This is a genomic window from Streptomyces sp. NPDC033270, assembly GCF_055576575.1.
The window spans coordinates 156009-178647 of record NZ_JBVIRA010000007.1 but is presented as its reverse complement, the minus strand read 5'-3'; the positions used below and the strand labels follow the sequence as shown (position 1 = coordinate 178647).

Genomic DNA, 22639 nt, shown 5'->3' with positions numbered 1-22639 from the left:
GGCGCCGGGCCCGTAGGGCATTCCGCACCGGACTCCGCGCTGCCGCCCAGGGGCTGAGCCGGTCACCACCCCTCTTGGGGCCGGGGCTCCTTGACCACCCGCGTCGTCATCCGGGTCGCGCCCGCGGAGCACGTCACCGCGCGGAACCGCCCGCCGACCTCGGCGACCCAGAACGCGTCGGCGAGCGTGAGCGCCTGGACGGTCCGGCCGCGCCGCCACCCGCGGAAGGACACCTCGACGACGTCGGCACCGGGCGGCAGCTGCCCCCACGCCAGGGACCAGCGCGTCGCCGCCCGGCCACTGTGCCGGCCGCCCCTGAGCGGGGAGAAGCACAGCTGGCTCACGACGGACACGTCGATCAGTCCGGCCGCGTTGTGCACCTCCAGCGCCGGGCGGCCCTCGGCGCCGCGCGCGAGGCGCAGCCGCCAGCCGCTCAGGGGCAACCGCAGGGCACGGGGCCCGAGGGCGGTGAGGGTGGCGGAGCCCCTAGGGGAGGGTTCGTCAGTCATGAGGAAACCACCGCGGTCCACTGTGTCTCCCGGGGTTCGACGGCTCGATGCGTACGCTGCCGCTGTCGCCGCTGCAGCCGCTGGCGCGGCGCGGGCGCTGACGCTCAACTGCCCCGGAGCGTAGGGACGCTCCTTGTGGATTCCTTGTGTCCGCCGAACGCCGAACGCCCTCCGGGCCCCTGGCGACGCACACCGCCCCGGGTCACAAGATCCCCACAAAGAAGGCCCCTACGGTCTGCGGCACGGCCGGCCGCTCCGCCTCCCCGCGACGTGAGGACGGATGCGGCCGGGGCCGACCACTCGTACAGACCCATTCGTTCCTGGAAGGGAGCACCACCATGCAGCGTCCCAAGAGCGCCGTGGCAGGAGTTCTGGCCGCATTCGCTCTCACCGGTTCCCTGCTGGCCACGGCCGGGCCGGCGAACGCGGCGGACGACGGCCCGGCCCCCGCGGCGACGGCCTCGCAGCCCGGCGGCAAAGGCGAGAGCAAGGGCGAGGGCAAGGGCATGTGTGCGCGGGTGCCCCGGCTGGAAAAGCGCATCACCAGGGCGCTCGACCGGCTCAACGGCGACGCGGACACCAGGGGTTCGATCGCGCGGATGGAGGTGCGGGTGAAGCGGGCCCACGCCAGGAACCACGACGAGGTGGCCACGTTCCTCCAGGACCGGCTCACCCACCGCAAGGAGCTGAAGCCGACCCTCACCCGCGAGCTCCGCGACCTCAAGGCCGTTGCGGCCTGGTGCGCGAAGAAGGGCGACGCCAAGGGCGGCAGCGGCTCGTGAGGCGGTCCTCCCGGCGGATCGCGCTGCTGCTGACGGCGGCGGTGGCGGTAGCGGCCCTGGCGGCCACCGGCTGTGCGCGGGACTCCGGCCGGGCGTCCTCGGGGGACTCCGCGGGAACGGCGGAGACGGCGGAGACGGCGGAGACGGCGGAGACGGCGGAGATGACCAAGAAGGTCCGGGACGCCGAGAAGGCGGCGGACGACGCCGACGCCGACGCGGCCGGGGACGTACGGTGAGGAGCCGGTGAACGCCGTCGGGGCGGCACCCCCTGGGAGGAGGGTGCCGCCCCGACGTATGTGCGGACGTGTGATCCGGGAGGGATCAGCGTTCCGATCCGGAGGATCAGAAGTCCATGTCACCGCCCGGCATGCCGCCCGGAGCGGCCGCGGCGGCCTTCTCCGGCTTGTCGGCGATGACGGCCTCGGTGGTGAGGAACAGCGCCGCGATGGAGGCGGCGTTCTGCAGCGCGGAGCGGGTGACCTTGGCCGGGTCGATGATGCCCTCGGCGACCAGGTCGACGTACTCGCCGGTCGCGGCGTTCAGGCCGTGACCCGGGGTCAGGTTGCGCACCTTCTCCACGACGACGCCACCCTCGAGGCCGGCGTTGACGGAGATCTGCTTCAGCGGGGCCTCCAGGGCCAGCTTCACAGCGGCGGCACCGGTGGCCTCGTCGCCTTCGAGCTCCAGCTTCTCGAAGACCTGGGAGGCCTGCAGCAGGGCGACGCCACCGCCGGCGACGATGCCCTCCTCGACGGCCGCCTTCGCGTTGCGAACGGCGTCCTCGATGCGGTGCTTGCGCTCCTTGAGCTCGACCTCGGTCGCGGCACCGGCCTTGATGACCGCAACACCGCCGGCGAGCTTCGCCAGGCGCTCCTGCAGCTTCTCGCGGTCGTAGTCGCTGTCCGAGTTCTCGATCTCGGCGCGGATCTGGTTGACGCGGCCCTGGACCTGGTCGCTGTCGCCGGCACCGTCGACGATGGTGGTCTCGTCCTTGGTGATGACGACCTTGCGGGCGCGGCCGAGCAGGTCGAGACCGGCGTTCTCCAGCTTGAGGCCGACCTCCTCGGAGATGACGGTGCCACCGGTGAGGATGGCGATGTCGCCGAGCATGGCCTTGCGGCGGTCACCGAAGCCCGGAGCCTTGACGGCGACGGACTTGAAGGTGCCACGGATCTTGTTGACGACCAGGGTCGACAGGGCCTCGCCCTCGACGTCCTCGGCGATGATCAGCAGCGGCTTGCCGGACTGCATGACCTTCTCCAGGAGCGGCAGCAGGTCCTTCACGTTGCCGATCTTGGAGTTGACGATCAGGATGTACGGGTCGTCGAGCGACGCCTCCATACGCTCCATGTCGGTGGCGAAGTACGCCGAGATGTAGCCCTTGTCGAAGCGCATACCCTCGGTGAGCTCCAGCTCCAGACCGAAGGTCTGGGACTCCTCGACGGTGATGACGCCTTCCTTGCCGACCTTGTCCATGGCCTCGGCGATCAGCTCGCCGATCTGGGTGTCGGCGGCGGAGATGGAGGCGGTGGAGGCGATCTGCTCCTTGGTCTCCACGTCCTTGGCCTGCTCCAGCAGGGCGGCGGAGACGGCCTCGACGGCCTTCTCGATGCCGCGCTTGAGGGCCATCGGGTTGGCGCCGGCGGCGACGTTGCGCAGGCCCTCGCGGACCAGTGCCTGGGCCAGGACGGTCGCGGTCGTCGTGCCGTCACCGGCGACGTCGTCCGTCTTCTTCGCGACCTCCTTGACCAGCTCGGCGCCGATCTTCTCGTACGGGTCCTCGAGCTCGATCTCCTTGGCGATGGAGACACCATCGTTGGTGATCGTGGGGGCGCCCCACTTCTTCTCGAGGACGACGTTGCGGCCCTTGGGGCCGAGGGTGACCTTGACGGCGTCGGCGAGCTGGTTCATCCCGCGCTCGAGACCGCGCCGTGCCTCCTCGTCGAACGCGATGATCTTGGCCATGTGAAGTGGTCCTCCCGGACGGGGTGGATTTCTCCGGATCGGCACCCGTGCCCGCGACGGACGGTCCGTGCGCCGTGTGGTTCCTTGCCCCACCCGGCGTCCGGACCTCACCGGCCCGATCCAAGTTCTGTCACTCTCACTCGGAGAGTGCTAACGCCAATGATTAGCACTCGGGCAGGGCGAGTGCAAGCCACCTGGAGGGGGTCACCCAGGGGCGGCGGGTGGGCGAGGGGCGAGCGAGGGGTGGGCGAGGGGTGGGCGACGGGCGGGTGCCGGCCGGTCGTCGGGGTGCCGCCGGGGTGCCCCGCGGCAGCGAGCGGCACAGGGCGGGCGCGGGCGAGACGGGGGGCGGGCGCGGGCGACGGGGGCTCAGGTCCCGCCGCGGGGAGGGCAGGCAGAAGGCCCGTACCCCGTGACGGGGTACGGGCCTTCTCTACGCTGCAGTCGGCCCGCGCCTCAGGCGCTCACCCTGACCATGTCCGCCTGCGGCCCCTTCTGGCCCTGCGAGATCTCGAACTCGACCCGCTGGCCCTCCTCAAGGGTGCGGTAGCCGTCCATCTGAATCGCGCTGTAGTGGACGAATACATCCGCACCACCGTCGACCGCGATGAAGCCGTACCCCTTCTCCGCGTTGAACCACTTGACGGTGCCCTGAGCCATGCCTAACTCCCCTATTACTGGCCCTTGCGCAGGACCGCACTCCGCGGACCCGGGTCAGACCTCACCCCGCGAAATGGCCCGTGGGGTGTGCGCCGGAACGCGTCGACCGCCGCTGAATGTATCTGCACCGATGCCCAGCGCAACAGGTCAATCGGACGAGAATTCTGGCGCCGGAGAATCGGCAATATGCGATGAAATCCCGTTTCTCCGGGGCAAGTCGGGCCGGGCATAGACGCACGTAAGCGACAAATGCCGCACACACTTTGCACACAACTCTCCGCGGTTTCCTATGCGTTCGGCATGTGCGCGGAGTTATCCGGAACGGGGATCACCGCAATGGTATCCCCTTTCACTAAACGGAATTGCCCCGTCCGATTTCAACGGACGGGGCAATTCCGGTCAAGCAGGTGAAGAGATGGCGCAAATTAGCGCTCACCCCTCGACCGATCGGGGCGAGAGACGACGGCCACCGGGCGCGTGCGGCCTCAGCAGCCGCCGGCGACCGCCGGGATGATGGAGACGCCCGCACCGTCCGGCGTCGGCGTCTCCAGGCCCTGCTCGAAGCGCACATCGTCGTCGTTGACGTAGACGTTCACGAAGCGACGCAGCTTGCCGGCGTCGTCCAGTACACGGGCCGCGATGCCCTCGTGGTTCTTCTCCAGGTCGGCGATCACCTCGGAGAGGGTCGCGCCCTCGGCGGTGACCTCGGCCTCACCACCGGTGTACGTACGGAGGATGGTGGGGATGCGGACCTTGACGCTCATGGGTTCTGCCTTCCGGACAGGGTTGGGGAGTGCGGGTTCGTAGAGCTCGGGACTCAGCCTGCCAGGCCGGCCTCTCGGAACGCGTCCAGGCTCGGGCGGATCGTGGCCGTGGGCCCGGACGTCGGCGCGACGGCGTCAAGCGTCTTGAGGCCGTCACCCGTGTTGAGCACGACGGTGGTCAGGGACGGGTCGAGCACACCGTCCTCGATCAGCTTCCTGGTGACGCCGACGGTCACCCCGCCCGCGGTCTCCGCGAAGATCCCCTCCGTCCGCGCCAGCAGCTTGATCGCGTCCACGACCTGCTCGTCGTCGACGTGCTCCACCGCACCGCCCGTATGGCGCGCGATGTCGAGCACATACGGCCCGTCGGCCGGATTGCCGATCGCCAGCGACTTGGCGATGGTGTTCGGCTTCTGCGGGCGCACGACGTCGTGCCCGGCCTTGAAGGCCGTCGACACCGGCGAGCAGCCCTCCGCCTGGGCACCGAAGATCCGGTACGGCCGGTCCTCGACCAGCCCGAGGGCGATCAGCTCCTTGAGCCCCTTGTCGATCTTCGTCAGCTGCGAGCCGGACGCGACGGGGATGACGATCTGGTCCGGGAGCCGCCAGCCCAGCTGCTCGCAGATCTCGTACGCCAGCGTCTTGGAGCCCTCGCCGTAATAGGGGCGGAGGTTGACGTTGACAAAGCCCCAGCCCTCGCCCAGCGGGTCGCCGATGAGCTCCGAGCAGAAGCGGTTGACGTCGTCGTAGTTGCCCTCGATGCCGACCAGGTCACCGCCGTAGACCGCGGCCATGACGACCTTGCCGGCCTCCAGGTCGTGCGGGATGAACACACAGGACTTGAAGCCCGCGCGGCGCGCCGCGGCGCCGACCGCGCCGGCGAGGTTGCCCGTGGAGGAGCAGGACAGCGTCGTGAAGCCGAAGGCGCGGGCGGCCTCGACGGCGATCGCGACGACCCGGTCCTTGAAGGAGTGCGTCGGGTTGCCGGAGTCGTCCTTGACGTAGAGCGCGCCGGTGACACCCAGCTCGGCGGCGAGCCGGTCGGCCTTGACGAGCTTGGTGCAGCCGGGGTTCAGATTCGGCTTGTCCGCCACATCGGTGGGGACGGGCAGCAGCGGAGCGTAGCGCCAGATGTTGTCCGGACCGGCCTCGATCTGCTTGCGCAGCGCCTCGGGGTCGCCGCTCGGCAGGTCGTAGGCGACTTCGAGCGGCCCGAAACAGGTCGCGCAGGCGAAGAGCGGGCTCAGGTCGAAGCGCTCACCGCACTCGCGGCAGGACAGGGCGACGGCGGGCCCCAGAGCGACGGTGGGGGCGATTTCGGTGACTTCGGTGCTGTACACAGCCATGGAGGCGAGGCCCTTTCTCCTCATCTTCCTCATGGCGCATCTCGCCATGAGACGGATTTGGCACCTTCCCTAGCCGGGAGCCTCGCGCGCGATGATCGCGGCGGAGACCGGCTGGAGGGTTGCCGGGGCTTCAACGGGCCGTATCCCTCTGCCCCTCTGGATGAGCGGTATGGCGCTGGGACGAAACCCAGGCGTTTGTGGCGCGGCGACCCCGACATGCGACGGTCATCCGCGTTGTTCAAGACTGTAACCGAAGGCACTGACCGTTGAGATAGTCGTCCGAACCGCGAGATGGATCACAGAATGGCCCACACTAGGGATCGCCTACCGGTCGCGGCACCGGCGGCCACCGAGGAGTCGTAGACGTGCTGGAAGAGGTGGAGCGCTGGCTGAGCAGCCGCTCCTGGTCCGCCGCGGACCGTCCGCTGGAGCAGTTGCTGGAGGCCAAGCGCCAGACGGGCCGTACGGTCAGCGTCGTGCTGCCCGCGCTCGACGAGGAGGCCACGGTCGGCGCGATCGTGGCCGCGATCCGCGCCGAGCTGATGTGCGACGCCGTCCCCCTGGTCGACGAGCTGGTGGTGCTGGACTCCGGATCCACCGACCGCACCGCCGAGGTCGCCGCCGCGGCCGGCGCCCGGGTCGTCCACCGCGACACCGTCCTGCCCCGGCTGCCCGCGCTGCCCGGCAAGGGCGAGGTCCTGTGGCGCTCCCTCCTGGTCACCACCGGCGACATCATCTGCTTCGTCGACGCCGACCTGCGGGAGTTCTCCGCCACCTTCGTCTCCGGGATCGTCGGCCCCCTGCTGACCGACCCCGACATCCACTTCGTCAAGGCGATGTACGACCGCCCCCTGGAGGCCGGGGGGCACCCGGGCGAGCAGGGCGGACGGGTCACCGAGCTGGTCGCCCGCCCGCTGCTGAACCTCCACTGGCCGCAGCTGGCCGGCTTCGTCCAGCCCCTGGGCGGCGAGTACGCGGCCCGGCGCTCCCTCCTGGAGCGCCTGCCCTTCCCGGTCGGCTACGGCGTCGAGCTCGGCCTGCTCGTCGACGCCCTGCACACCGTCGGCCTCGACGCCCTCGCCCAGGTGGACGTCGGCGTGCGCAAGCACCGCCACCAGGGCGGCCAGGCCCTCGGCCGGATGGCGGCCGCCATCTACCGCACCGCCCAGCTCCGCCTCGCCCGAGGCCACCTGGTGCGCCCCCGGCTCACCCAATTCGACCGCGGCGAGGAGGGCTTCGTGGCGCGCACCACGGACGTGGACACCGAGGAGCGGCCGCCCATGGCCGAAATCCCCGAGTACGCGGCGCGGCGGGCGGCCTGACCCGTGTCCGTACGTTTGCGCGGTTCTGCGGCGGGTTAATGTCGCGACATGGTCTCCGAGCGCAGTGCGGTCCGGGCAGGTGCCGAGGTTCTCGTCGCGTCCAATCGCGGGCCGGTGTCATACGCCGTGGGCGACGACGGGGCGCTGAGCGCCAAGCGGGGCGGGGGCGGGCTGGTGTCCGGGCTGTCGGCCATCGGCCCCGGCACCGACGCGGTGTGGGTGTGCGCGGCGCTCGGTGACGGGGACCGGGAGGCCGTACGCCGGACCGGGGGCGCCCTGGCCCCCGAGGACACCGGCGGACAGCGCGTCCGCATGCTGGACATCCCGTCCCAGGTGCACGCCGACGCCTACAACGGCATCGCGAACTCGGTGCTGTGGTTCGTCCACCACATGCTCTACCAGACGCCGCTGGAGCCGGCCTTCGACGCCGGGTTCCGGCAGCAGTGGGGCGCGTACGAGACGTACAACCGCGCCTTCGCCCGGGCCCTGGCCGACGAGGCCGCCGAGGGGGCGGCGGTGCTGGTGCAGGACTACCACCTGGCGCTGGTGCCGGGCATGCTGCGCGCACTGCGGCCCGACGTACGCATCGCGCACTTCTCCCACACGCCGTGGGCTCCGCCGGACTACTTCCGGATGCTGCCGGACGAGGTGGCGCGGCAGCTGCTGGAGGGCATGCTGGGCGCCGACCAGCTGGGGTTCCTCACCCACCGCTGGGCGGACGCGTTCACCGCGTGCTGCGCCGAGGTCACCGGCGGCACCGGCGGCACCCGGATCGGTGCGTACGGGCTCGGGGCGGACGCCGACTTCCTGCTGGAGCGGTCGCGGCGGGCGGATGTCGAGGAGCGGCTGGCCACCCTGCGCGAGCAGATCGGCACCGGTCCCGACGGGGCGGCGCGCAAGACCATCGTCCGGGTGGACCGCACCGAGCTGTCGAAGAACATCGTCCGCGGCCTGCTGGCCTACCGGCAACTGCTGGCGGAGGAGCCGTCGTGGCGCGAGCGCGTGGTGCATGTCGCCTTCGCCTACCCCTCGCGCCAGGATCTGGCCGTCTACCGGGAGTACACGGCGGCGGTCGGCCGGCTCTCCGAGGAGATCAACTCCGAGTACGGGACAGCTACTTGGCGTCCCGTCGTGCTGCATGTGAAGGACGACTTCGCGCGGTCGCTGGCCGCCTACCGGCTGGCGGACGTGGCACTGGTGAACCCGATCCGGGACGGGATGAACCTCGTCGCCAAGGAGATCCCGGTGGTCTCGGAGCAGGGCTGCGCACTGGTGCTGTCACGGGAGGCCGGGGCGCACGAGGAGCTGGGCGGCCACGCCCTGACCGTCAACCCGTACGACGTCAGCGGTACGGCGCGGGCGCTGCACGAGGCGCTGTCGATGGACGCCGGGGAACGCCGCGAGCGGACGGCGCGGCTGGCGGCGGCCGCCACCGCGCTGCCGCCGGCGCAGTGGTTCCTCAAACAGCTGCGCGCACTGGTCGGCTGAGCCGGGCGCCGGGGCGTGCGCTTGGCTGGGCGCCGGGGTGCGCGTGGCCGGGCGGCCGGGGGCGTGCGCCTGGCCGGGCGTCGGGCGTGACGGCGCCGACGGGCTCCCCTGCCGGGCGCCGGGGCACCTGCCGGGATGGTGACCGGCGTCACCCCTCTCCGCCTTGAGGCTCACATCAATGTGAACGTTCGAGGCTGCGTACCAGGAAGCACCGCACCAGTACGCACCCGACGCGAGGCGAGAACGATGAACCAGTTGAACCAGTTGAACCGGTCGACGAACCAGTCGATGAACCAGTCGATGAACCACCAGCTCCTGGATGACCGGGCCACGGACGACCGGCCCGTGGAGGGCGGAGTCGCGGGCCACCGGCCTGCGGACGGCCACCCCGCAGCCGACCGGCCCGTGGAGAACCGGCTCTACGACTACAGCCCGATCGTCGACCGGGCACCGATCCGGTGGCCGGGCGGCGCCCGGGTCGCCTTCTACGTGGGTCTGAACATCGAGCACTACCGGATCGACCGCCCGTCGACGAGCACCTTCCCCGACACCGCGGAGCTGACCCCGGATCCGCTGAACTACGGCTGGCGCGACTACGGGCCCCGGGTCGGCTTCTGGCGGCTGATCGAGAGCCTCGACCGCCATCGGGTACGCGCCAGCGTGCTGCTCAACTCCGATGCCGGTGAACGCTATCCGCAGATCATCGAAGCGGGGCGGGCCCGCGACTGGGTGTGGCTCGCCCACGGCAAGAACAACTCCACCTTCCAGGCCGACATGACGCCCGACGAGGAACGCGCCTACCTGACGGAGGTGATCGCCAGCATCGAGAGGACCACCGGCCGGCGGCCGCGCGGCTGGATGGGACCGGCGCTCACCGAGACCTTCCGGACCCCGGAACTGCTCGCCGAGCTCGGGCTGAACTACGTACTGGACTGGACCAACGACGACCAGCCGTACCGGCTGAACGTGCCGGGGATGCTGAGCGTCCCGTACTCCGTCGAACTCAACGACATCGGCCTGTTCGTCAGCAAGGGCCTGACGGGGCCGGACTTCGTGCAGATCGTCAAGGACCAGCTCGACCAGCTCCACGAGGACGCGGCGGACAGCGGCCGGGTGATGTCACTGGCCCTGCACCCGTTCGTCATCGGCCAGGCATTCCGCCACAAGTACCTGGACCAGGCCCTCGCCCACATCGTCAACCACCCCGGAGTGTGGCTGACCACCAGCGACGAGATCGCCGCACACTACGGACGGACGGCAGTGGGGGCGTCGTAGACGGGGGCGCCGTCAGGCCGAACGCCCCACCCATGCCGAAGGATCACCCAATGATCCCCCAGTCCGAAGGATCACCCAGGCCGCATGCTCAGACCGCGGCAAGGCGGTCCGCGAGGGCGTCGAGCAGTTCCACCACCCCGGCCGGTCCGTCGACCACCAGGTCGGCGCGGTCGGCGAGTTCGGTCACCTCGGTGCTGCCGCTGCAGACCAGGACGCCCGCCAGGCCCTCGGAGCGGAGCTTGTCGACGGCGGCGAAGGCCGCGAGGTCGCCGAGGTCGTCGCCGGCGTAGAGGACGGTCGACGCGCCGGTTTCGCGGACCCATTCAGCGAGGGCGACGCCCTTGTCCATGCCCGGGGGGCGCAGCTCCAGGACGAGGCGGCCCGGTTCGACGATCAGGCCGTGGCGTTCGGCGAGCGCGGCGAGCGGGGCCCGCAGCCGGTCGAAGGCGCCCTGGGGGTCGTCGGCGCGGCGGGTGTGGACGGCGATGGCCTGCCCGCCCTTGCGCTCGATGGCGGTCTCGACCCAGGTGCCGTGCCAGACGCCGGAGGCGTCCAGTACGCCGGGGAGTTCGGCCTGTATGGCGGCGACGCCGGGGTGCGGGGCGGGAGCGTGGACGGTGCCGGTGGCGGCTTCCCAGCGCTCGACGCCGTAGTGGCCCAGGACGGTGAGGTGGTCCAGTCCGGGGACGGAATCGAAGCCGCCGAGGCGCACCGCGACCGCGGCCGGGCGGCCGGTGATCACCGCGGCCGCGCGCAGCCGGGGCACGAGGCGGCCGAGGGCGGCGACGGCGCCGTGATGAGCGCGGGCCTTCTCCGGGTCGGGGACGATGTCGGCGAGGGTGCCGTCGAAGTCCAGGGCGATGACGGCGCGTTCGGGGTGGGCCAGCAGCGCGGCGAGGCCGTCGCGGCCGGCAGGCGTGTGCGGTGTCGGCACGGAGCCGGGCGCACGCTCGGGTTCGGGTGTCGGCTGGGAGTGCGGCGCGGCGTTCGGGGAGCTGCCCATGCGCCGACCCTACCGGCGTGGGACCGGCGCACGGCGGGTGTACGGGCGCATCACGCCGGCGGGTTGGGGCCGGACGGGCGTCGACGGGTTGGAGCCGGGCGGGCGTCGAACCGCCCTACCTCCGAACCGCCCTGCCGCCGAACCGCGCCGCCGCCCGAGTCACCGCGCTCGCCATGGCCGCGCCTCGCGCCGCCTGGCCGACGCCCCGCATCGCCTGGCCGCGCCCCGCGTCGTCAGCGGCGGGCGCGGCGGGCTTCGCGTACGCGGCGCAGACGGTTGATGGTGACAGGGTCGTGGGCCAGCGCGCGGGGGTCGTCCAGCAGGGCGTTGAGGAGTTGGTAGTAGCGGGTCGGGGATATTCCGAGCCGCTCACGGATGGCTCGTTCCTTGGGCCCGGGGCCCGGCCAGGAGCGGCGCTCCACGGCGAGCACGGCCTCGTCCCGGGCAGAGAGCCCCGGTGCGCCTTCGCCGCCCACGGGTTGCCCGGCATCCGCACGGTCCGCGGCGTCCGAAGCGCCCGCGGAGTCCGAGCCGGCGGAGTCCACCGCACCCGCGGAGTCCGAAACGCCCGCGGAGTCCGAAGCGCCGGCCGCGCCGCCGGTGTCCGCGCCGTCTGCTCCGCTCGCCCCGCCCATGTCCTCCGTACCGCTGTGTTCCGTACCGCTGCGCTCCGTACCGCTGGTCGTCGTATTGCTGTCCCCCGCACCGCTCGTCGTCACGTTTCCACGATAAGCGGATGGGCGGATGGTCGGACAAGGACCCGAGCCCCCGGCCTCCTGCTTCCGGCCTTCGCGACGCTTGTTTGACGCTTGTCTGCCTCGGCGGCCTCCACTTATTACGGCAACGATTACGGAGAGTAATCAGTTCCCTCGGAGTGTAACCGTGGTGCACCTCGGCGCTCTACGTCTGGGAGTGCCCGACGCCCGGGTGCTCGACGACCAGATGCATGTGCGCCTCGGAGTTCTGTGCCTGTGCCTTGTGTCTGCCCCGGCACCCCGGGGCCGCATGCGCCCCCGCCACCATCCTCGGTCAGCGTTCACTGCAGGGGCATTCCCCTTGGGCACTCCAGTTGGCCCGCCCATACGTGGCCCGCCCATGAGCGACCGCCGCCCGCCACGAACCGCCGCCCACGAACGGCCACCCACTCACGGCCACCCGCTCACGAACGGCCACCCACTCACGGGCACCCCCGCCGGCCGGCAGGGCCCCGCCCCGCCCCGCTCCCGCGTCAGCCCGCCGCGCTGTCCGCCGCGTCTGCGGCGTTCTGGATGTCGGTGAGGACGCCGGCGGGGTTGCCCTTCGGGCCGACTGCGGCGCCCATCTTCGCCTTGACGGTCTTGGAGACCAGCGGCCAGGAGGTCTTGTCCGCCGGGTAGAACTCGGCGGTGGCCAGCTGCTTGAGGAAGCTGTGCAGCTTGGCGTACTTGTCGTCGGCGAGCATCGCCTGGGAGGCGGAGGTGGTGACCGGCAGCAGGCCGTACTCGCCGGAGAACTTCACGACGTTGCTGTCGCTGTAGACGAAGTCGAGGAACTTGCCGGCCTCCGCGCGGTGGCCGTTCTGCTTGAAGGCCATCATCCAGTCGGCGACGCCCATGGTGGCCTTGGCCTTGCCGTCGACGCCGGGCAGTTCGACGGTGCCGTAGTCGATGCCCTTGGCCTCGGCCTGCTTCATCAGGGCGGGGTGGCCGTTGAGCATGCCGACCTCGCCGTCGGCGAAGCCCTGGAAGGCGTCCGCGCGGTTGAGCTGGGCGGGGTCGGTGCCGGTCAGGCCCTTGCCGACGAGGTCGTCCTTCAGCCAGTTGAAGGTCTTGATGTTCTCCGGCGAGTCGATGCGGTACTTGCCGATGCTGTCGGTGTAGCCGCCGCCCCCGCTGAGCATCCACATCAGCGTCTCGGCCTGGGTCTCCTCGGGGCCGAGCGGCAGCGCGTAGGGCATCTTCACGCCGCGCGCCTTCAGCAGCTGGGCGTCGCGGGCTATGTCGCTCCAGGACTGCGGCGGGTTGGCGATACCGGCCTTGGCGAAGAGCTTCTTGTTGTAGAAGAGCCGCCGGGTGCTGGCGCCGAAGGGCAGGCCGTACTGGACGCGCCGGTATTCGCCGGCCTCCGCGAGGGAGGGGGTGAAGTCGGCCTCGGTGGAGACGGAGAGCAGCTGGTCGGCGCGGTAGAGCTTGTCGGCGGCGGCGTAGTCGGCGTAGGCGCCGATCTGGGCGAGGTCCGGCGCGTGGCCGTCCTTGACCAGGTCCTCGACCTTCTTGTCGACGTCGGTCCAGCTGTAGACCTCGACGTCGACCTTGATGCCGGGATTCTTCTTCTCGAAGGCGCGGGTGAGCTCGTCCCAGTAGTGCTCGGAGCTGTTGTCCGCGCTGTCGCCGTAGTCCGCCGCGATCAGCTTGAGGGTGACGTCGCCGTCGCCCGAGCCGCTGCCGCAGCCGGTGAGAGTCAGCGCCATGGTGGTGGCGACCGTCGCCGCCGCCAAGCTCAAGTACCGCCGCTGCACCGCTGTTACCGCCCTTGTCCGTGCCCGAATGTGAGTGCTTGCCGGGTGTGGCAACGCCATCCGGGGGATCGCCCCGTACCGGCGTGAACAGCGAAATTCTCCCGCGTTCCCCTCAAGGTCTACACCACCGGTGGTCCGGCTCCGGTATCGGGTTCCCACAGTCTTTTCACCTGCCGGACTCCTGCGGTTCCCTTCGCGATCCCCCGGTGAGTGGACTAGACCTTTCAGGGCGGATCGCGCGAAACTGTTCCCGTGAGACACGTCATCGCCCTTGATGTGGGCGGCACCGGGATGAAGGCCGCCCTCGTGGGGGTGGGCACCGCACCGTCGAAGGAGGCGCCGCCCGCCCTGCTGTACGAGGCGCGGCGCCCCACCGGCCGCGAGCACGGCCCCGACGCGGTCGTCGAGGCCATCCTCGGCTTCGCCGCCGAGCTGCGCGACATCGGCGCGGCACGCTTCGGCACCACCGCCGCGGCCGCCGGCGTCGCCGTCCCCGGCATCGTCGACGAGCACTCCGGCACCGCCGTCTACGCCGCGAACCTCGGCTGGCGGGACGTACCGCTGCGGGCACGGCTGTCCGAGCAGCTCGGCGAGGTGCCGGTGGCCCTGGGCCACGATGTGCGCACCGGCGGGCTGGCCGAGGGCCGGATCGGCGCCGGTCGGGGCGCCGACCGCTTCCTGTTCGTCCCGCTGGGCACCGGTATCGCGGGCGCCATCGGCATCGACGGCCGGATCGAGGCCGGCGCGCACGGCAGCGCGGGCGAGATCGGCCACATCGTCGTACGGCCCGGGGGGCGGGTCTGCGGCTGCGGGCAGCGCGGCTGCCTGGAGACGCTGGCCTCGGCGGCCGCGGTGGGCCGGGACTGGGCGGCGGTCTGCGGTGATCCCCGGGCCAGTGCGGCGGACGCGGCCAAGGCCGTGGAGTCCGGTGACGCCCGCGCCCGTGCCGTGTGGCAGGACGCGGTGGACGCACTGGCCGACGGCCTGGTGACCGGGCTCACCCTGCTCGACCCGCGGACGGTGATCATCGGGGGTGGGCTCGCCGAGGCAGGCGACACGCTGTTCGTCCCTCTGCGGGAAGCGGTCCGCCGGCGCGTTACGTTCCAGCGTCTTCCCTCGATCGTTCCGGCGGCCCTGGGGGACGCCGCCGGGTGCCTGGGCGCGGGGCTCCTCGCCTGGGATCTTCTCTCCACGGAGGTAACCGCCTGATGGCACAGCAACAGTCCGCGCAGCCGGCTGCGGGCCCTTCCCGCACCACCCTGGCCGGCGCCCGGATCGCCCGGCCGTCCGGTGTGGTCGACAGCGGCCGGATCACCGTCGAGGGCGGCCGGATCACCGGTGTCCACAGCCGCGGCGGCGACCGGGACGCCGAGGCGGACGCAGGCTCGGCCGCGGGTGTCGTGGACCTTTCGGGGCATCTCGTCGTCCCCGGGTTCGTCGATATGCACGTCCACGGCGGAGGCGGCGGCTCCTTCTCGTCCGCCGACCCCGAGGAGTGCATGACGGTCGTCGAGACGCACCGCCGGCACGGCACGACCTCGATGCTGGCCTCCACCGTCACCGGTGAGCTGGGTGAACTCGCCCGGCAGGCCGGGGTGCTCGCCGAACTCGTCCAGCAGGGCGAGCTGGCCGGTATCCACTTCGAGGGCCCGTTCATCTCCCCGCACCGCTGCGGCGCGCACCAGCCGGACCTGTTGCGCGATCCGGATCCGGCCGATGTCCGACGGCTCCTCGACGCCGCGCGCGGCACCGCGGTGATGATGACCGTCGCGCCCGAGCTGCCCGGTGGCCTGGCGTCGGTGCGGTTGCTCGCCGACGCGGGGGTGATCGCCGCGATCGGCCACACCGACTCCTCCTACGACGCCACCCGGCAGGCCGTCGACGCGGGCGCCACCGTCGCCACCCACCTCTTCAACGCGATGCCGCCGCTCGGCCACCGGGCGCCGGGTCCGGTCGCCGCGCTCCTGGAGGACGAGCGGATCACCGTCGAGCTCATCAACGACGGCACCCATCTGCACCCCGCGATGCTCCAACTGGCCTTCCGCAGCGCGGGGGACGGGCGGGTCGCGTTCATCACGGACGCGATGGGCGCGGCGGGGATGAACGACGGGATGTATCCGCTCGGCCCGATGCGGGTGGAGGTCAAGGACGGTGTGGCGCGGATCAGCGAGGGTGCCACGGCCGGTTCGATCGCGGGTTCCACGCTCACGTTGGACCGGGCGTTCCGGCGGGCCGTGACCGTCGACGGTCTGACGGTCGACCAGGCCGTGCAGGCGCTGTCGGCGACTCCGGCCCGGCTGCTGGGCATCGGGGACCGGGCCGGTTCCCTGGAGGCCGGAAAGGACGCCGATCTGGTGGTGCTCGATGCGGCGTACGACGTGGTGGGTGTCATGCGCCGGGGCGAGTGGGTGGTGCGCCCGCGGGGGGTGTGACGCTCCGCGGTGGCACCAGGGTGGCTACGCAGGGTGCCGTCTGTTGCTGGTAGTCGGCGGCCGCAGGGTGGTTACCCGGGGTCTGGGCCAACCACCGTCGGCGATGGCATGATCGCTCGCGCACTTGTCCGCATGCCACCGCCGAGTGCGGTCGCCCGCTCACGGCCGCCCGGCCATGACTGCCCGGAGGGGGGACCATGATCCTCACGGTCACGCTGAACGCCGCCCTGGACATCACCTACCGCGTGCCCCGGCTCCGTCCGCACACCACCCATCGCGTCACCGAGGTGTCCGAGCGCCCCGGCGGCAAGGGCCTGAACGTCGCCCGTGTGCTGGCCGCGCTCGGCCACCGTACGGTCGCCACGGGCTTCGCGGGCGGCGGCACGGGGGAGGCGCTGCGGGCGCTGCTGGCGGACACGGCGGTCACCGACGCGCTGGTCCCGGTCGGCGGCGCCACCCGCCGCACGGTCGCCGTCGTCGACGCGGCCACCGGCGACACCACGCAGCTCAACGAGCCGGGCCCGACGGTCTCTCCGGCCGAGTGGGAGGCCTTCCTCGGGACGTATCGCGAACTGCTGGGCGAGGCGCGGGCGGTGGCGCTGTGCGGCAGTCTCCCGCCGGGCGTCCCGGTGGATGTCTACGCCCGTCTGACCCGTGCCGCGCGCACCGCGGGGGTGCCGGTGCTCCTCGACACCAGTGGCGAGCCGCTGCGGCGGGGTCTGGCGGCCCGTCCCGATCTGGCCAAGCCCAACGCCGACGAGTTGGCGGCGTTGACGGGCAGCACCGAGCCGCTGCGGGCGGCCCGTGACGCGCGGCGCCGCGGTGCGCATGCGGTGGCGGCGTCGCTGGGTGCGGACGGCATGCTGGCGGTCACCGCGGACGGTGTCTGGCAGGCGGCGCCGCCGCGGCGGTTCGCGGGCAATCCCACCGGTGCCGGCGATTCGGCGGTGGCCGGTCTGCTGTCCGGGCTGGTGGAGGAGTTGCCGTGGCCGGACCGTCTGACGCGGGCGGTGGCGCTGTCGGCCGCCACCGTACGGGCCCCGGCGGCGGGCGAGTTCGACGCCTCGACCTATGAGGAGCTGCTGGGGCGGGTGGTGGTGACGGATCGTCCGGCGGTGGCGTGAGGGGTGGCGGCGACCGGCCTCCCGTCTCGGCGCACAAGCCCGGCCGCGACGGCGTCATCCCCAGACGGCGGCGCTCTTGACCGGCCGCGGAGTCTTGGCCGAGTAGTGGCCGAAGGTCAGATTTCAGCCGAGGTGCGGAAGTATGGGTATCCGGCTACTAGTTGGCGTTCGCCAGCCACACCTGATCCAGGATGGCGTTGCACTGGTTGCCCTGTCCGCACGCGATCTCGACGGTGTTGGTGCCCTTGTTCAGGGTGATCGGGGCCCAAGTGGACTGCCAGCCCTTCTTCCAGTCGCCCTGCGGGGAGTGGATGAAGTTCTTCAGGCCAAGCGGCTGGCTGTTCGGCTTGCCGTTGACCGAGAGCGTGGCGTTGGCGTCCTCTCCTGGGATGCTGTAGCGCACGTACAGCCGAAAATCGCCGCTGTTCGGCAGGTCCACGGTCCACTTGACCTTCGCCCCGACCTGGTTGAAACCGCCGACGTACGAGCCGCTCGCCGAGCGGGCGCCCTCGATGTCCTTGGCGGTTGTCGCACCGCCGTCGAGCCGCAGGCTGGCCGCCTCTCCCTTGGGGAGTTCGCCGGGCTTGGGCTTGCTGGTGGGCCCGTTGGGCTTGACGGTGTCGCCGGCCGTGGGGCCCGGCTTGCCGGCGTTGTCGGACTTGTTGTCGTCGGCGTTGTTGGTGAGCATGGCGACGCCGATGCCTATGCACACCACCGCGACCACGGCGACGGCGCCGATCAGCAGGCCGTTGCGGCGGCGCGGTTCGTGGCCGCCGCCGTGGCCCGGGGCCGAGGCGGTGCGGGTGCGTTCGCCGCCGGGGAGGGTTTCGGGGGCGGCGTAGCTGGCGTTCTGCTGGCCGTAGGTGACCTGCTGCTGGGCCTGCTGGCCGTACTGGCGCTGGCCCACGGCGCGTACCTGGTTGTAGGAGGTGCGCGGGACTCCCGGCTGCCGGGCGGCCGCGGCGTCGCCCGCCGAGCCCGGTGCGCCGTCCTGGCCGCCTTCCGAGCGGTAGAGGTAGGCGAACGGGTCGTCGTTCTCCGGCGTGTCCGCGCCGTTGTTGCCGGCCGTCATTCCGTGTCACTCCCAAGCGATCTGTGCGCGTCGTGTACGCGTTGGTACGCGTGCGCAGAGGTCTCTGCGCGCTGTGTCTTCGGGGCCCCCGGCGGCGCCGCGCCGCATCGGCGCAGCCTACCCCGTGATGGCCGGGCCACACCGGCTCCGGAGGGCCACAAGATCGCTACAGATCGGTGAACAGATCGGTGAGCTGCTGGTGCGGTGGCCGGCGGGCGGTGAGTGTGAGATGCGCGGCATGCCGTGCGGTCGCGGCGCGGGCCGGTTCAGCCGGCGGCTCGCCGGTTGGCCTTGGAGCGGGAGCGTTTTTCGACGTACATCCGCTGGTCGGCGGACTCCAGTACTTCTTCGGCCGTCATTCCGCAGCCGGCCCAGCCGATGCCGAAGCTGGCGCCGACGCGGACGGCGCGGCCCTCCACGCGGATGGGCGGGATGATGGCGTTGCGCAGGCGGACGGCGAGGTCGGCGGCGTCGGCGGTGCCCAGGCCGTCGGCGAGCACCACGAACTCGTCGCCGCCGAGCCGGGCGACGGTGTCGCCGTCGCGGACGCCGCTGGTCAGCCGGCGGGCGACCTCGATCAGTACGGCGTCGCCGGTGTTGTGCCCGAAGCGGTCGTTGATCGATTTGAAGCCGTCGAGGTCGCAGAAGAGGACGGCGAGGCCCTTGGAGCCGTCGTCGGCCGGCCCCTCGGCGGGGGCGATGAGGTGGACGTGGTGGTCGAGGGGGACGGGGGCCTTGCCTTCGAAGCCGTCGATGCCGTCGAACGGCTCCTTGCCGTCGGCGCGGAAGCCGTGGGGGTCGCTGGGGTGGGCGCCGCCCGCGGAGGCGTAGGCGTCGGCCATCGAGCCCGGTGGGCGCGAGCACAGCCGGGCGCCGAGCCGGGCGCGCAGTTCGGCGCTGTTGGGCAGTCCGGTCAGGGAGTCGTGGCTGGCGCGGTGGGCGAGCTGCAGCTCGTGGCGTTTGCGTTCCTCGATGTCCTCGACGTGGGTGAGCAGGTAGCGGGGGCCGTCGGCGGTGTCGGCGACGACGGAGTTGCGCAGTGAGACCCAGACGTAGGTGCCGTCGCGGCGGGCGAGGCGCAGCTCGGCGCGGCCGCCTTCGGCGGAGGTTCGCAGCAGGGTGCCGATGTCCTCGGGGTGGACCAGGTCGGAGAAGGAGTAGCGGCGCAGGCCGGAGGCGGTGCGGCCGAGGAGCCGGCACAGGGCGTCGTTGGTGCGCAGCAGCCGTCCGTGCTGGTCGCCGCCCATTTCGGCGACGGCCATGCCGCTGGGTGCGTACTCGAAGGCCTGGCGGAAGCTTTCCTCGCTGGCGCGCAGGGCCTGCTGCTCGCGCTCCAGCCGGACCAGGGCGCGCTGCATGTTCGCCCGCAGCCGGGCGTTGCTGATCGCGATGGCGGACTGGAAGGCGTACATCTGCAGGGCTTCCTGGCCCCAGGGGCCGGGGCGGCGGCCGTTGCGCGGGCGGTCGACGGAGATCACTCCGAGCAGCTCGCCGCCGCCGTTGCCGGCGGTGTACATGGGCGCGAAGAGGCGGTCCATGGGGTGCCACTCGTCGGGGAAGCGGGGTGCGGGGCCGGCGGTGTGCCACTGGGGGACGTCGTCGTCGTCGAGCACCCAGCCCTCGGTGTACGGGATGAAGCACAGGTCGCCCCAGCGTTCGCCCATGGACAGCCGGCGGTCCCAGGAGGCCCGGGAGCCGACCCGCCCGGCCATCAGGGCTTCGGCGCCCGCGCTGCCGGCGACGGCGGCGACGACGAGGTCACCGTCGGGGCGGACGAGGTTGACCGCGGACAGCTCGTAGCCGAGGCCGGTGAGCGCGCCGTCGGCGACGGTCTGCAAGGTGTCCGCAAGGCTGCGTGCGGTGTTCAGCTCGGCGACCACTTGGTGCAGCTGCCGCAGGGTCGCAAGACGGACGTATGGCTCCGACTCGGTCTCCATCGCTCGCTCTCCCTGAGACCTCGACAGCAAACTCCACGATTCTTCGTCGTCCGATTCCACGCTCACTGAATCACAGTGAGCTGTTCACTCGGTACACAGGGTCAACAATTAGCGCCTGCTGTGACTCAAGTCACAGACCGTGAGCAAGCCTTGGCGATCTTCGGCGCCCCCATTATTCGAGTCCGCGTTCACTATTTCTACACTTTCTGAACGCAAATTCTGAGGTTCGCGGACTTTCCGGCACCCCCGCAGGGGGCGGCTCCGTCGTCGGACCTAGGACGCGAGTGGTCCCCGGGCCCGATGCGGCCCGGCGCGGGGGGACGTTAGCGTTCGTGGCGTGTTCACGAAAACTCCCGCCGATGCGGCGTCCGCCGGGCCCGCCACCCCAGCCACACCCGCCGTCGCCCTGACATCCGTGCCGGGCGGCGCACCGATCCCGCATTCTGTTGGGGTGAGTGACGACGAGTTCCGTGCCGCCCTGTCCCGCCTCGCCGCCGGCGTGGTGCTGATCACCGCCCACGACCCGGACGACGGGCCGCGCGGCGAGGACGTCGGCATGACCGCCACGGCGTTCCTGTCCGTCTCCCTCGACCCGCCCCTGGTGATGGTGAGCGTTCGCAACGACTCACGGATGGACGACCTGCTGGCGGTGCAGCCGCTGTGGGCCGTGTCGGTACTGTCCGGGCACCAGCGGCAGATTGCCGGACGATTCGCGATGAAGGGCCGCATCAGCGACCGACTGCTCTTCGAGGACATCGCACACGTAAGGGGCGAAGCGTCCGGCGCCCCGCTCATCGGGGGTGCCCTGGCGACGCTGGAGTGCCGCACCGAGCAGCGGGTGGTGGCCGGCGATCACACGCTGGTCATCGGGCGGGTGCTGGCGACGTCGGTCCCCAATGAGGACGACGGGCCGCTGACGTACTTCCGGGGGAAGTACCGGCAGTTGGGGTGAGCGGGGCGGCGGTGCCGGCGGTTGCGTGCCGGGCGGCGGCGGCCTTGCGCCGGGCGGTGGACTTGCGCCGGGGCCGGGTGCCGGCGGTTCGGCGCCGGGTGCCGGCGGCTCAGCCCCAGTCGCGGCCGGAGCGGCCGCGCTTGGTCTCGCCGCGCTGCTTCTTCTCCCGCAGCCGGCGCTCGTTGATGCCCCGTGGGATCCGCGACTTGCGGCGCGGCGCGGGAGGCGGCGCGGTGGCCTGCGCCAGCAGCGCGGCGAGCCGGACGGCCGCGGTCTCGCGGTTGCGCCATTGGGAGCGGTGCTCGGAGGCGCGTACGGACAGCACGCCGTCGATCAGCCGGCCGGCCAGCCGCTCCAGGGCACGCTCCTTCCACACCGGCGGCAGCGCCTGCGTCCTGACGAGGTCGAAGCGCAGCTCGACCTGGCTGTCGCTGGTGTTGACGTGCTGGCCGCCCGGACCCGAGGACCGCGAGAAACGCCATACGAGCTCGGCCTCTGGAAGGACGACCGAACCGCGGATGACATAGGGCCCGGACATGCGTCCTATGATCCCCCGGGCCAAGGGCTCCCGTCACCCTCTTTACAGGGCACCCGCGGGGGCATTCGGCATCGGGATTCGGCAAAGAGAGTAAAGACAGCTGGAACCTCGTGGTCCCCTCACGGCGTTGTGGTGAGTGACGGTAGCTTCGTGCGCAGTACGGAGCCCGACGAATCGACGCGTTGACAAGGAAAGGGACATCCCCATGGCTGTAAGCCTGTCCAAGGGCGGCAACGTCTCCCTCACCAAGGAGGCACCGGGCCTGACCGCCGTCACGGTCGGCCTCGGCTGGGACGTCCGCACCACCACCGGCACGGACTTCGACCTCGACGCCAGCGCGATCGCGGTCAACCCGAGCGGCAAGGTCTACTCGGACCAGCACTTCGTCTTCTTCAACAACAAGGCCACGCCGGACCAGTCGATCGTCCACACGGGCGACAACGTCACCGGCCAGGGCGAGGGCGACGACGAGCAGATCAACGTCAACCTGGCGGGCCTGCCGGCCGACATCGACAAGATCGTCTTCCCGGTCTCGATCTACGACGCCGAGAACCGCAGCCAGAACTTCGGCCAGGTGCGGAACGCCTTCATCCGCATCATCAACCAGGCCGGCGGCGCCGAGATCGCCCGCTACGACCTCAGCGAGGACGCGGCCACCGAGACCGCCATGGTCTTCGGTGAGCTGTACCGCAACGGCACGGAGTGGAAGTTCCGCGCCGTGGGCCAGGGTTACGCGTCGGGCCTCGTCGGCATCGCGCAGGACTTCGGCGTCAACGTCTGAGGCAGCCGAGCGAGCGGCCGCGGCGCGTGAGCGTCACGGGCGCGTAGGCGCACGAGGTTTGCAGGGCCGGTCCCCTTGGGGGCCGGCCCTTCGTGCGTCAGGGCCTGTCCGATGGGTCAGGGTCGGAAAGGCCGTGCCAGACACCGCGGACCCGGCCATGACCCATCGGACGGGCCCTAGTGACGGCCGGAC

At 71.5% G+C, this 22639-nt stretch carries 21 protein-coding genes and 1 riboswitch; of the genes, 10 read left to right on the top strand and 11 right to left on the bottom strand.

Going from position 1 to position 22639, the window contains the following annotated elements; genetic code table 11:
* Window positions 1-62: 62 nt before the first annotated feature.
* Window positions 63-509, bottom strand: coding sequence for a hypothetical protein (locus ACZ5XZ_RS13530; RefSeq protein WP_468977333.1), 447 nt, complete (start codon window positions 507-509; stop codon window positions 63-65).
* Window positions 510-847: 338 nt separating this feature from the next.
* Here ACZ5XZ_RS13530 and ACZ5XZ_RS13525 point away from each other — a divergent pair, with 338 nt between their 5' ends.
* On the top strand, window positions 848-1291 hold the full coding sequence (locus tag ACZ5XZ_RS13525; RefSeq protein ID WP_468977331.1) for a hypothetical protein: 444 nt from the start codon (window positions 848-850) through the stop codon (window positions 1289-1291).
* A complete protein-coding gene (locus tag ACZ5XZ_RS13520; RefSeq protein WP_468977329.1) occupies window positions 1288-1527 on the top strand; it encodes a hypothetical protein in 240 nt (79 codons plus the stop codon). Before ACZ5XZ_RS13525 ends, ACZ5XZ_RS13520 begins: the two co-directional genes overlap by 4 nt.
* A gap of 106 nt (window positions 1528-1633) precedes the next feature.
* On the opposite strand, the gene groL is transcribed toward ACZ5XZ_RS13520, so the two are convergent.
* The 4 genes from groL to thrC all read right to left on the bottom strand — a co-directional run bounded on the left by groL (window position 1634) and on the right by thrC (window position 6026).
* The gene (gene groL, locus ACZ5XZ_RS13515) at window positions 1634-3256 is read right to left on the bottom strand and encodes a chaperonin GroEL (protein WP_468977327.1); all 1623 of its coding nucleotides are present in this window, start codon (window positions 3254-3256) and stop codon (window positions 1634-1636) included.
* Between the two features lie 456 nt (window positions 3257-3712).
* Complete coding sequence (locus ACZ5XZ_RS13510) at window positions 3713-3916, bottom strand: cold-shock protein (RefSeq protein ID WP_010035953.1); 204 nt, start codon at window positions 3914-3916, stop codon at window positions 3713-3715.
* A 485-nt stretch (window positions 3917-4401) separates the two neighbouring features.
* The gene (locus ACZ5XZ_RS13505; RefSeq protein WP_468977324.1) at window positions 4402-4680 is read right to left on the bottom strand and encodes a MoaD/ThiS family protein; all 279 of its coding nucleotides are present in this window, start codon (window positions 4678-4680) and stop codon (window positions 4402-4404) included.
* 53 nt (window positions 4681-4733) lie between these two features.
* The gene (gene thrC, locus ACZ5XZ_RS13500) at window positions 4734-6026 is read right to left on the bottom strand and encodes a threonine synthase (protein WP_468977323.1); all 1293 of its coding nucleotides are present in this window, start codon (window positions 6024-6026) and stop codon (window positions 4734-4736) included.
* Between the two features lie 17 nt (window positions 6027-6043).
* Window positions 6044-6193, bottom strand: a riboswitch (SAM riboswitch).
* A gap of 198 nt (window positions 6194-6391) precedes the next feature.
* On the opposite strand from thrC, the gene ACZ5XZ_RS13495 reads away from it, so the two are divergent.
* The 3 genes from ACZ5XZ_RS13495 to ACZ5XZ_RS13485 all read left to right on the top strand — a co-directional run bounded on the left by ACZ5XZ_RS13495 (window position 6392) and on the right by ACZ5XZ_RS13485 (window position 10111).
* Window positions 6392-7348: a glucosyl-3-phosphoglycerate synthase gene (locus ACZ5XZ_RS13495; protein WP_468977321.1), complete on the top strand. Its 957-nt coding sequence runs from the start codon at window positions 6392-6394 to the stop codon at window positions 7346-7348.
* A gap of 48 nt (window positions 7349-7396) precedes the next feature.
* The gene (locus ACZ5XZ_RS13490; protein ID WP_468977318.1) at window positions 7397-8836 is read left to right on the top strand and encodes an alpha,alpha-trehalose-phosphate synthase (UDP-forming); all 1440 of its coding nucleotides are present in this window, start codon (window positions 7397-7399) and stop codon (window positions 8834-8836) included.
* 246 nt (window positions 8837-9082) lie between these two features.
* A complete protein-coding gene (locus ACZ5XZ_RS13485) occupies window positions 9083-10111 on the top strand; it encodes a polysaccharide deacetylase family protein (RefSeq protein WP_468977316.1) in 1029 nt (342 codons plus the stop codon).
* A gap of 88 nt (window positions 10112-10199) precedes the next feature.
* Here ACZ5XZ_RS13485 and otsB read toward each other — a convergent pair whose 3' ends face one another.
* From otsB to ACZ5XZ_RS13470, 3 genes are all read right to left on the bottom strand, one after another.
* Window positions 10200-11114 carry a trehalose-phosphatase gene (gene otsB, locus ACZ5XZ_RS13480; protein ID WP_468977314.1) on the bottom strand — a complete coding sequence of 305 codons (915 nt, stop codon included), beginning with the start codon at window positions 11112-11114 and terminating at the stop codon, window positions 10200-10202.
* 233 nt (window positions 11115-11347) lie between these two features.
* On the bottom strand, window positions 11348-11590 hold the full coding sequence (locus tag ACZ5XZ_RS13475; RefSeq protein WP_468977487.1) for a DUF3263 domain-containing protein: 243 nt from the start codon (window positions 11588-11590) through the stop codon (window positions 11348-11350).
* Window positions 11591-12342: 752 nt separating this feature from the next.
* Window positions 12343-13611: an extracellular solute-binding protein gene (locus ACZ5XZ_RS13470; protein WP_468977313.1), complete on the bottom strand. Its 1269-nt coding sequence runs from the start codon at window positions 13609-13611 to the stop codon at window positions 12343-12345.
* 252 nt (window positions 13612-13863) lie between these two features.
* On the opposite strand from ACZ5XZ_RS13470, the gene ACZ5XZ_RS13465 reads away from it, so the two are divergent.
* The 3 genes from ACZ5XZ_RS13465 to ACZ5XZ_RS13455 all read left to right on the top strand — a co-directional run bounded on the left by ACZ5XZ_RS13465 (window position 13864) and on the right by ACZ5XZ_RS13455 (window position 17167).
* Complete coding sequence (locus ACZ5XZ_RS13465; RefSeq protein WP_468977312.1) at window positions 13864-14820, top strand: ROK family protein; 957 nt, start codon at window positions 13864-13866, stop codon at window positions 14818-14820.
* Window positions 14820-16043 carry an N-acetylglucosamine-6-phosphate deacetylase gene (nagA, locus tag ACZ5XZ_RS13460; protein WP_468977311.1) on the top strand — a complete coding sequence of 408 codons (1224 nt, stop codon included), beginning with the start codon at window positions 14820-14822 and terminating at the stop codon, window positions 16041-16043. The genes ACZ5XZ_RS13465 and nagA overlap by 1 nt, the downstream gene beginning before the upstream one ends.
* A 197-nt stretch (window positions 16044-16240) precedes the next feature.
* Window positions 16241-17167, top strand: a complete 927-nt coding sequence (locus ACZ5XZ_RS13455; protein ID WP_468977309.1) for a 1-phosphofructokinase family hexose kinase — start codon at window positions 16241-16243, stop codon at window positions 17165-17167.
* Between the two features lie 157 nt (window positions 17168-17324).
* Here the strand turns inward: ACZ5XZ_RS13455 and ACZ5XZ_RS13450 are convergent, their stop codons facing one another.
* Window positions 17325-18239: a CBM35 domain-containing protein gene (locus tag ACZ5XZ_RS13450; RefSeq protein ID WP_468977308.1), complete on the bottom strand. Its 915-nt coding sequence runs from the start codon at window positions 18237-18239 to the stop codon at window positions 17325-17327.
* Window positions 18240-18505: 266 nt separating this feature from the next.
* On the bottom strand, window positions 18506-20176 hold the full coding sequence (gene cdgB / locus ACZ5XZ_RS13445) for a diguanylate cyclase CdgB (protein WP_468977306.1): 1671 nt from the start codon (window positions 20174-20176) through the stop codon (window positions 18506-18508).
* Window positions 20177-20513: 337 nt separating this feature from the next.
* Here cdgB and ACZ5XZ_RS13440 point away from each other — a divergent pair, with 337 nt between their 5' ends.
* Window positions 20514-21128, top strand: a complete 615-nt coding sequence (locus ACZ5XZ_RS13440; RefSeq protein WP_468977305.1) for a flavin reductase family protein — start codon at window positions 20514-20516, stop codon at window positions 21126-21128.
* A 109-nt stretch (window positions 21129-21237) separates the two neighbouring features.
* Here ACZ5XZ_RS13440 and arfB read toward each other — a convergent pair whose 3' ends face one another.
* A complete protein-coding gene (gene arfB, locus ACZ5XZ_RS13435) occupies window positions 21238-21666 on the bottom strand; it encodes an alternative ribosome rescue aminoacyl-tRNA hydrolase ArfB (RefSeq protein WP_468977304.1) in 429 nt (142 codons plus the stop codon).
* 205 nt (window positions 21667-21871) lie between these two features.
* Here arfB and ACZ5XZ_RS13430 point away from each other — a divergent pair, with 205 nt between their 5' ends.
* Entirely contained in the window at window positions 21872-22447 is a 576-nt protein-coding gene (locus ACZ5XZ_RS13430; protein WP_468977301.1) for a TerD family protein, read from the top strand.
* Window positions 22448-22639 lie beyond the last annotated feature (192 nt).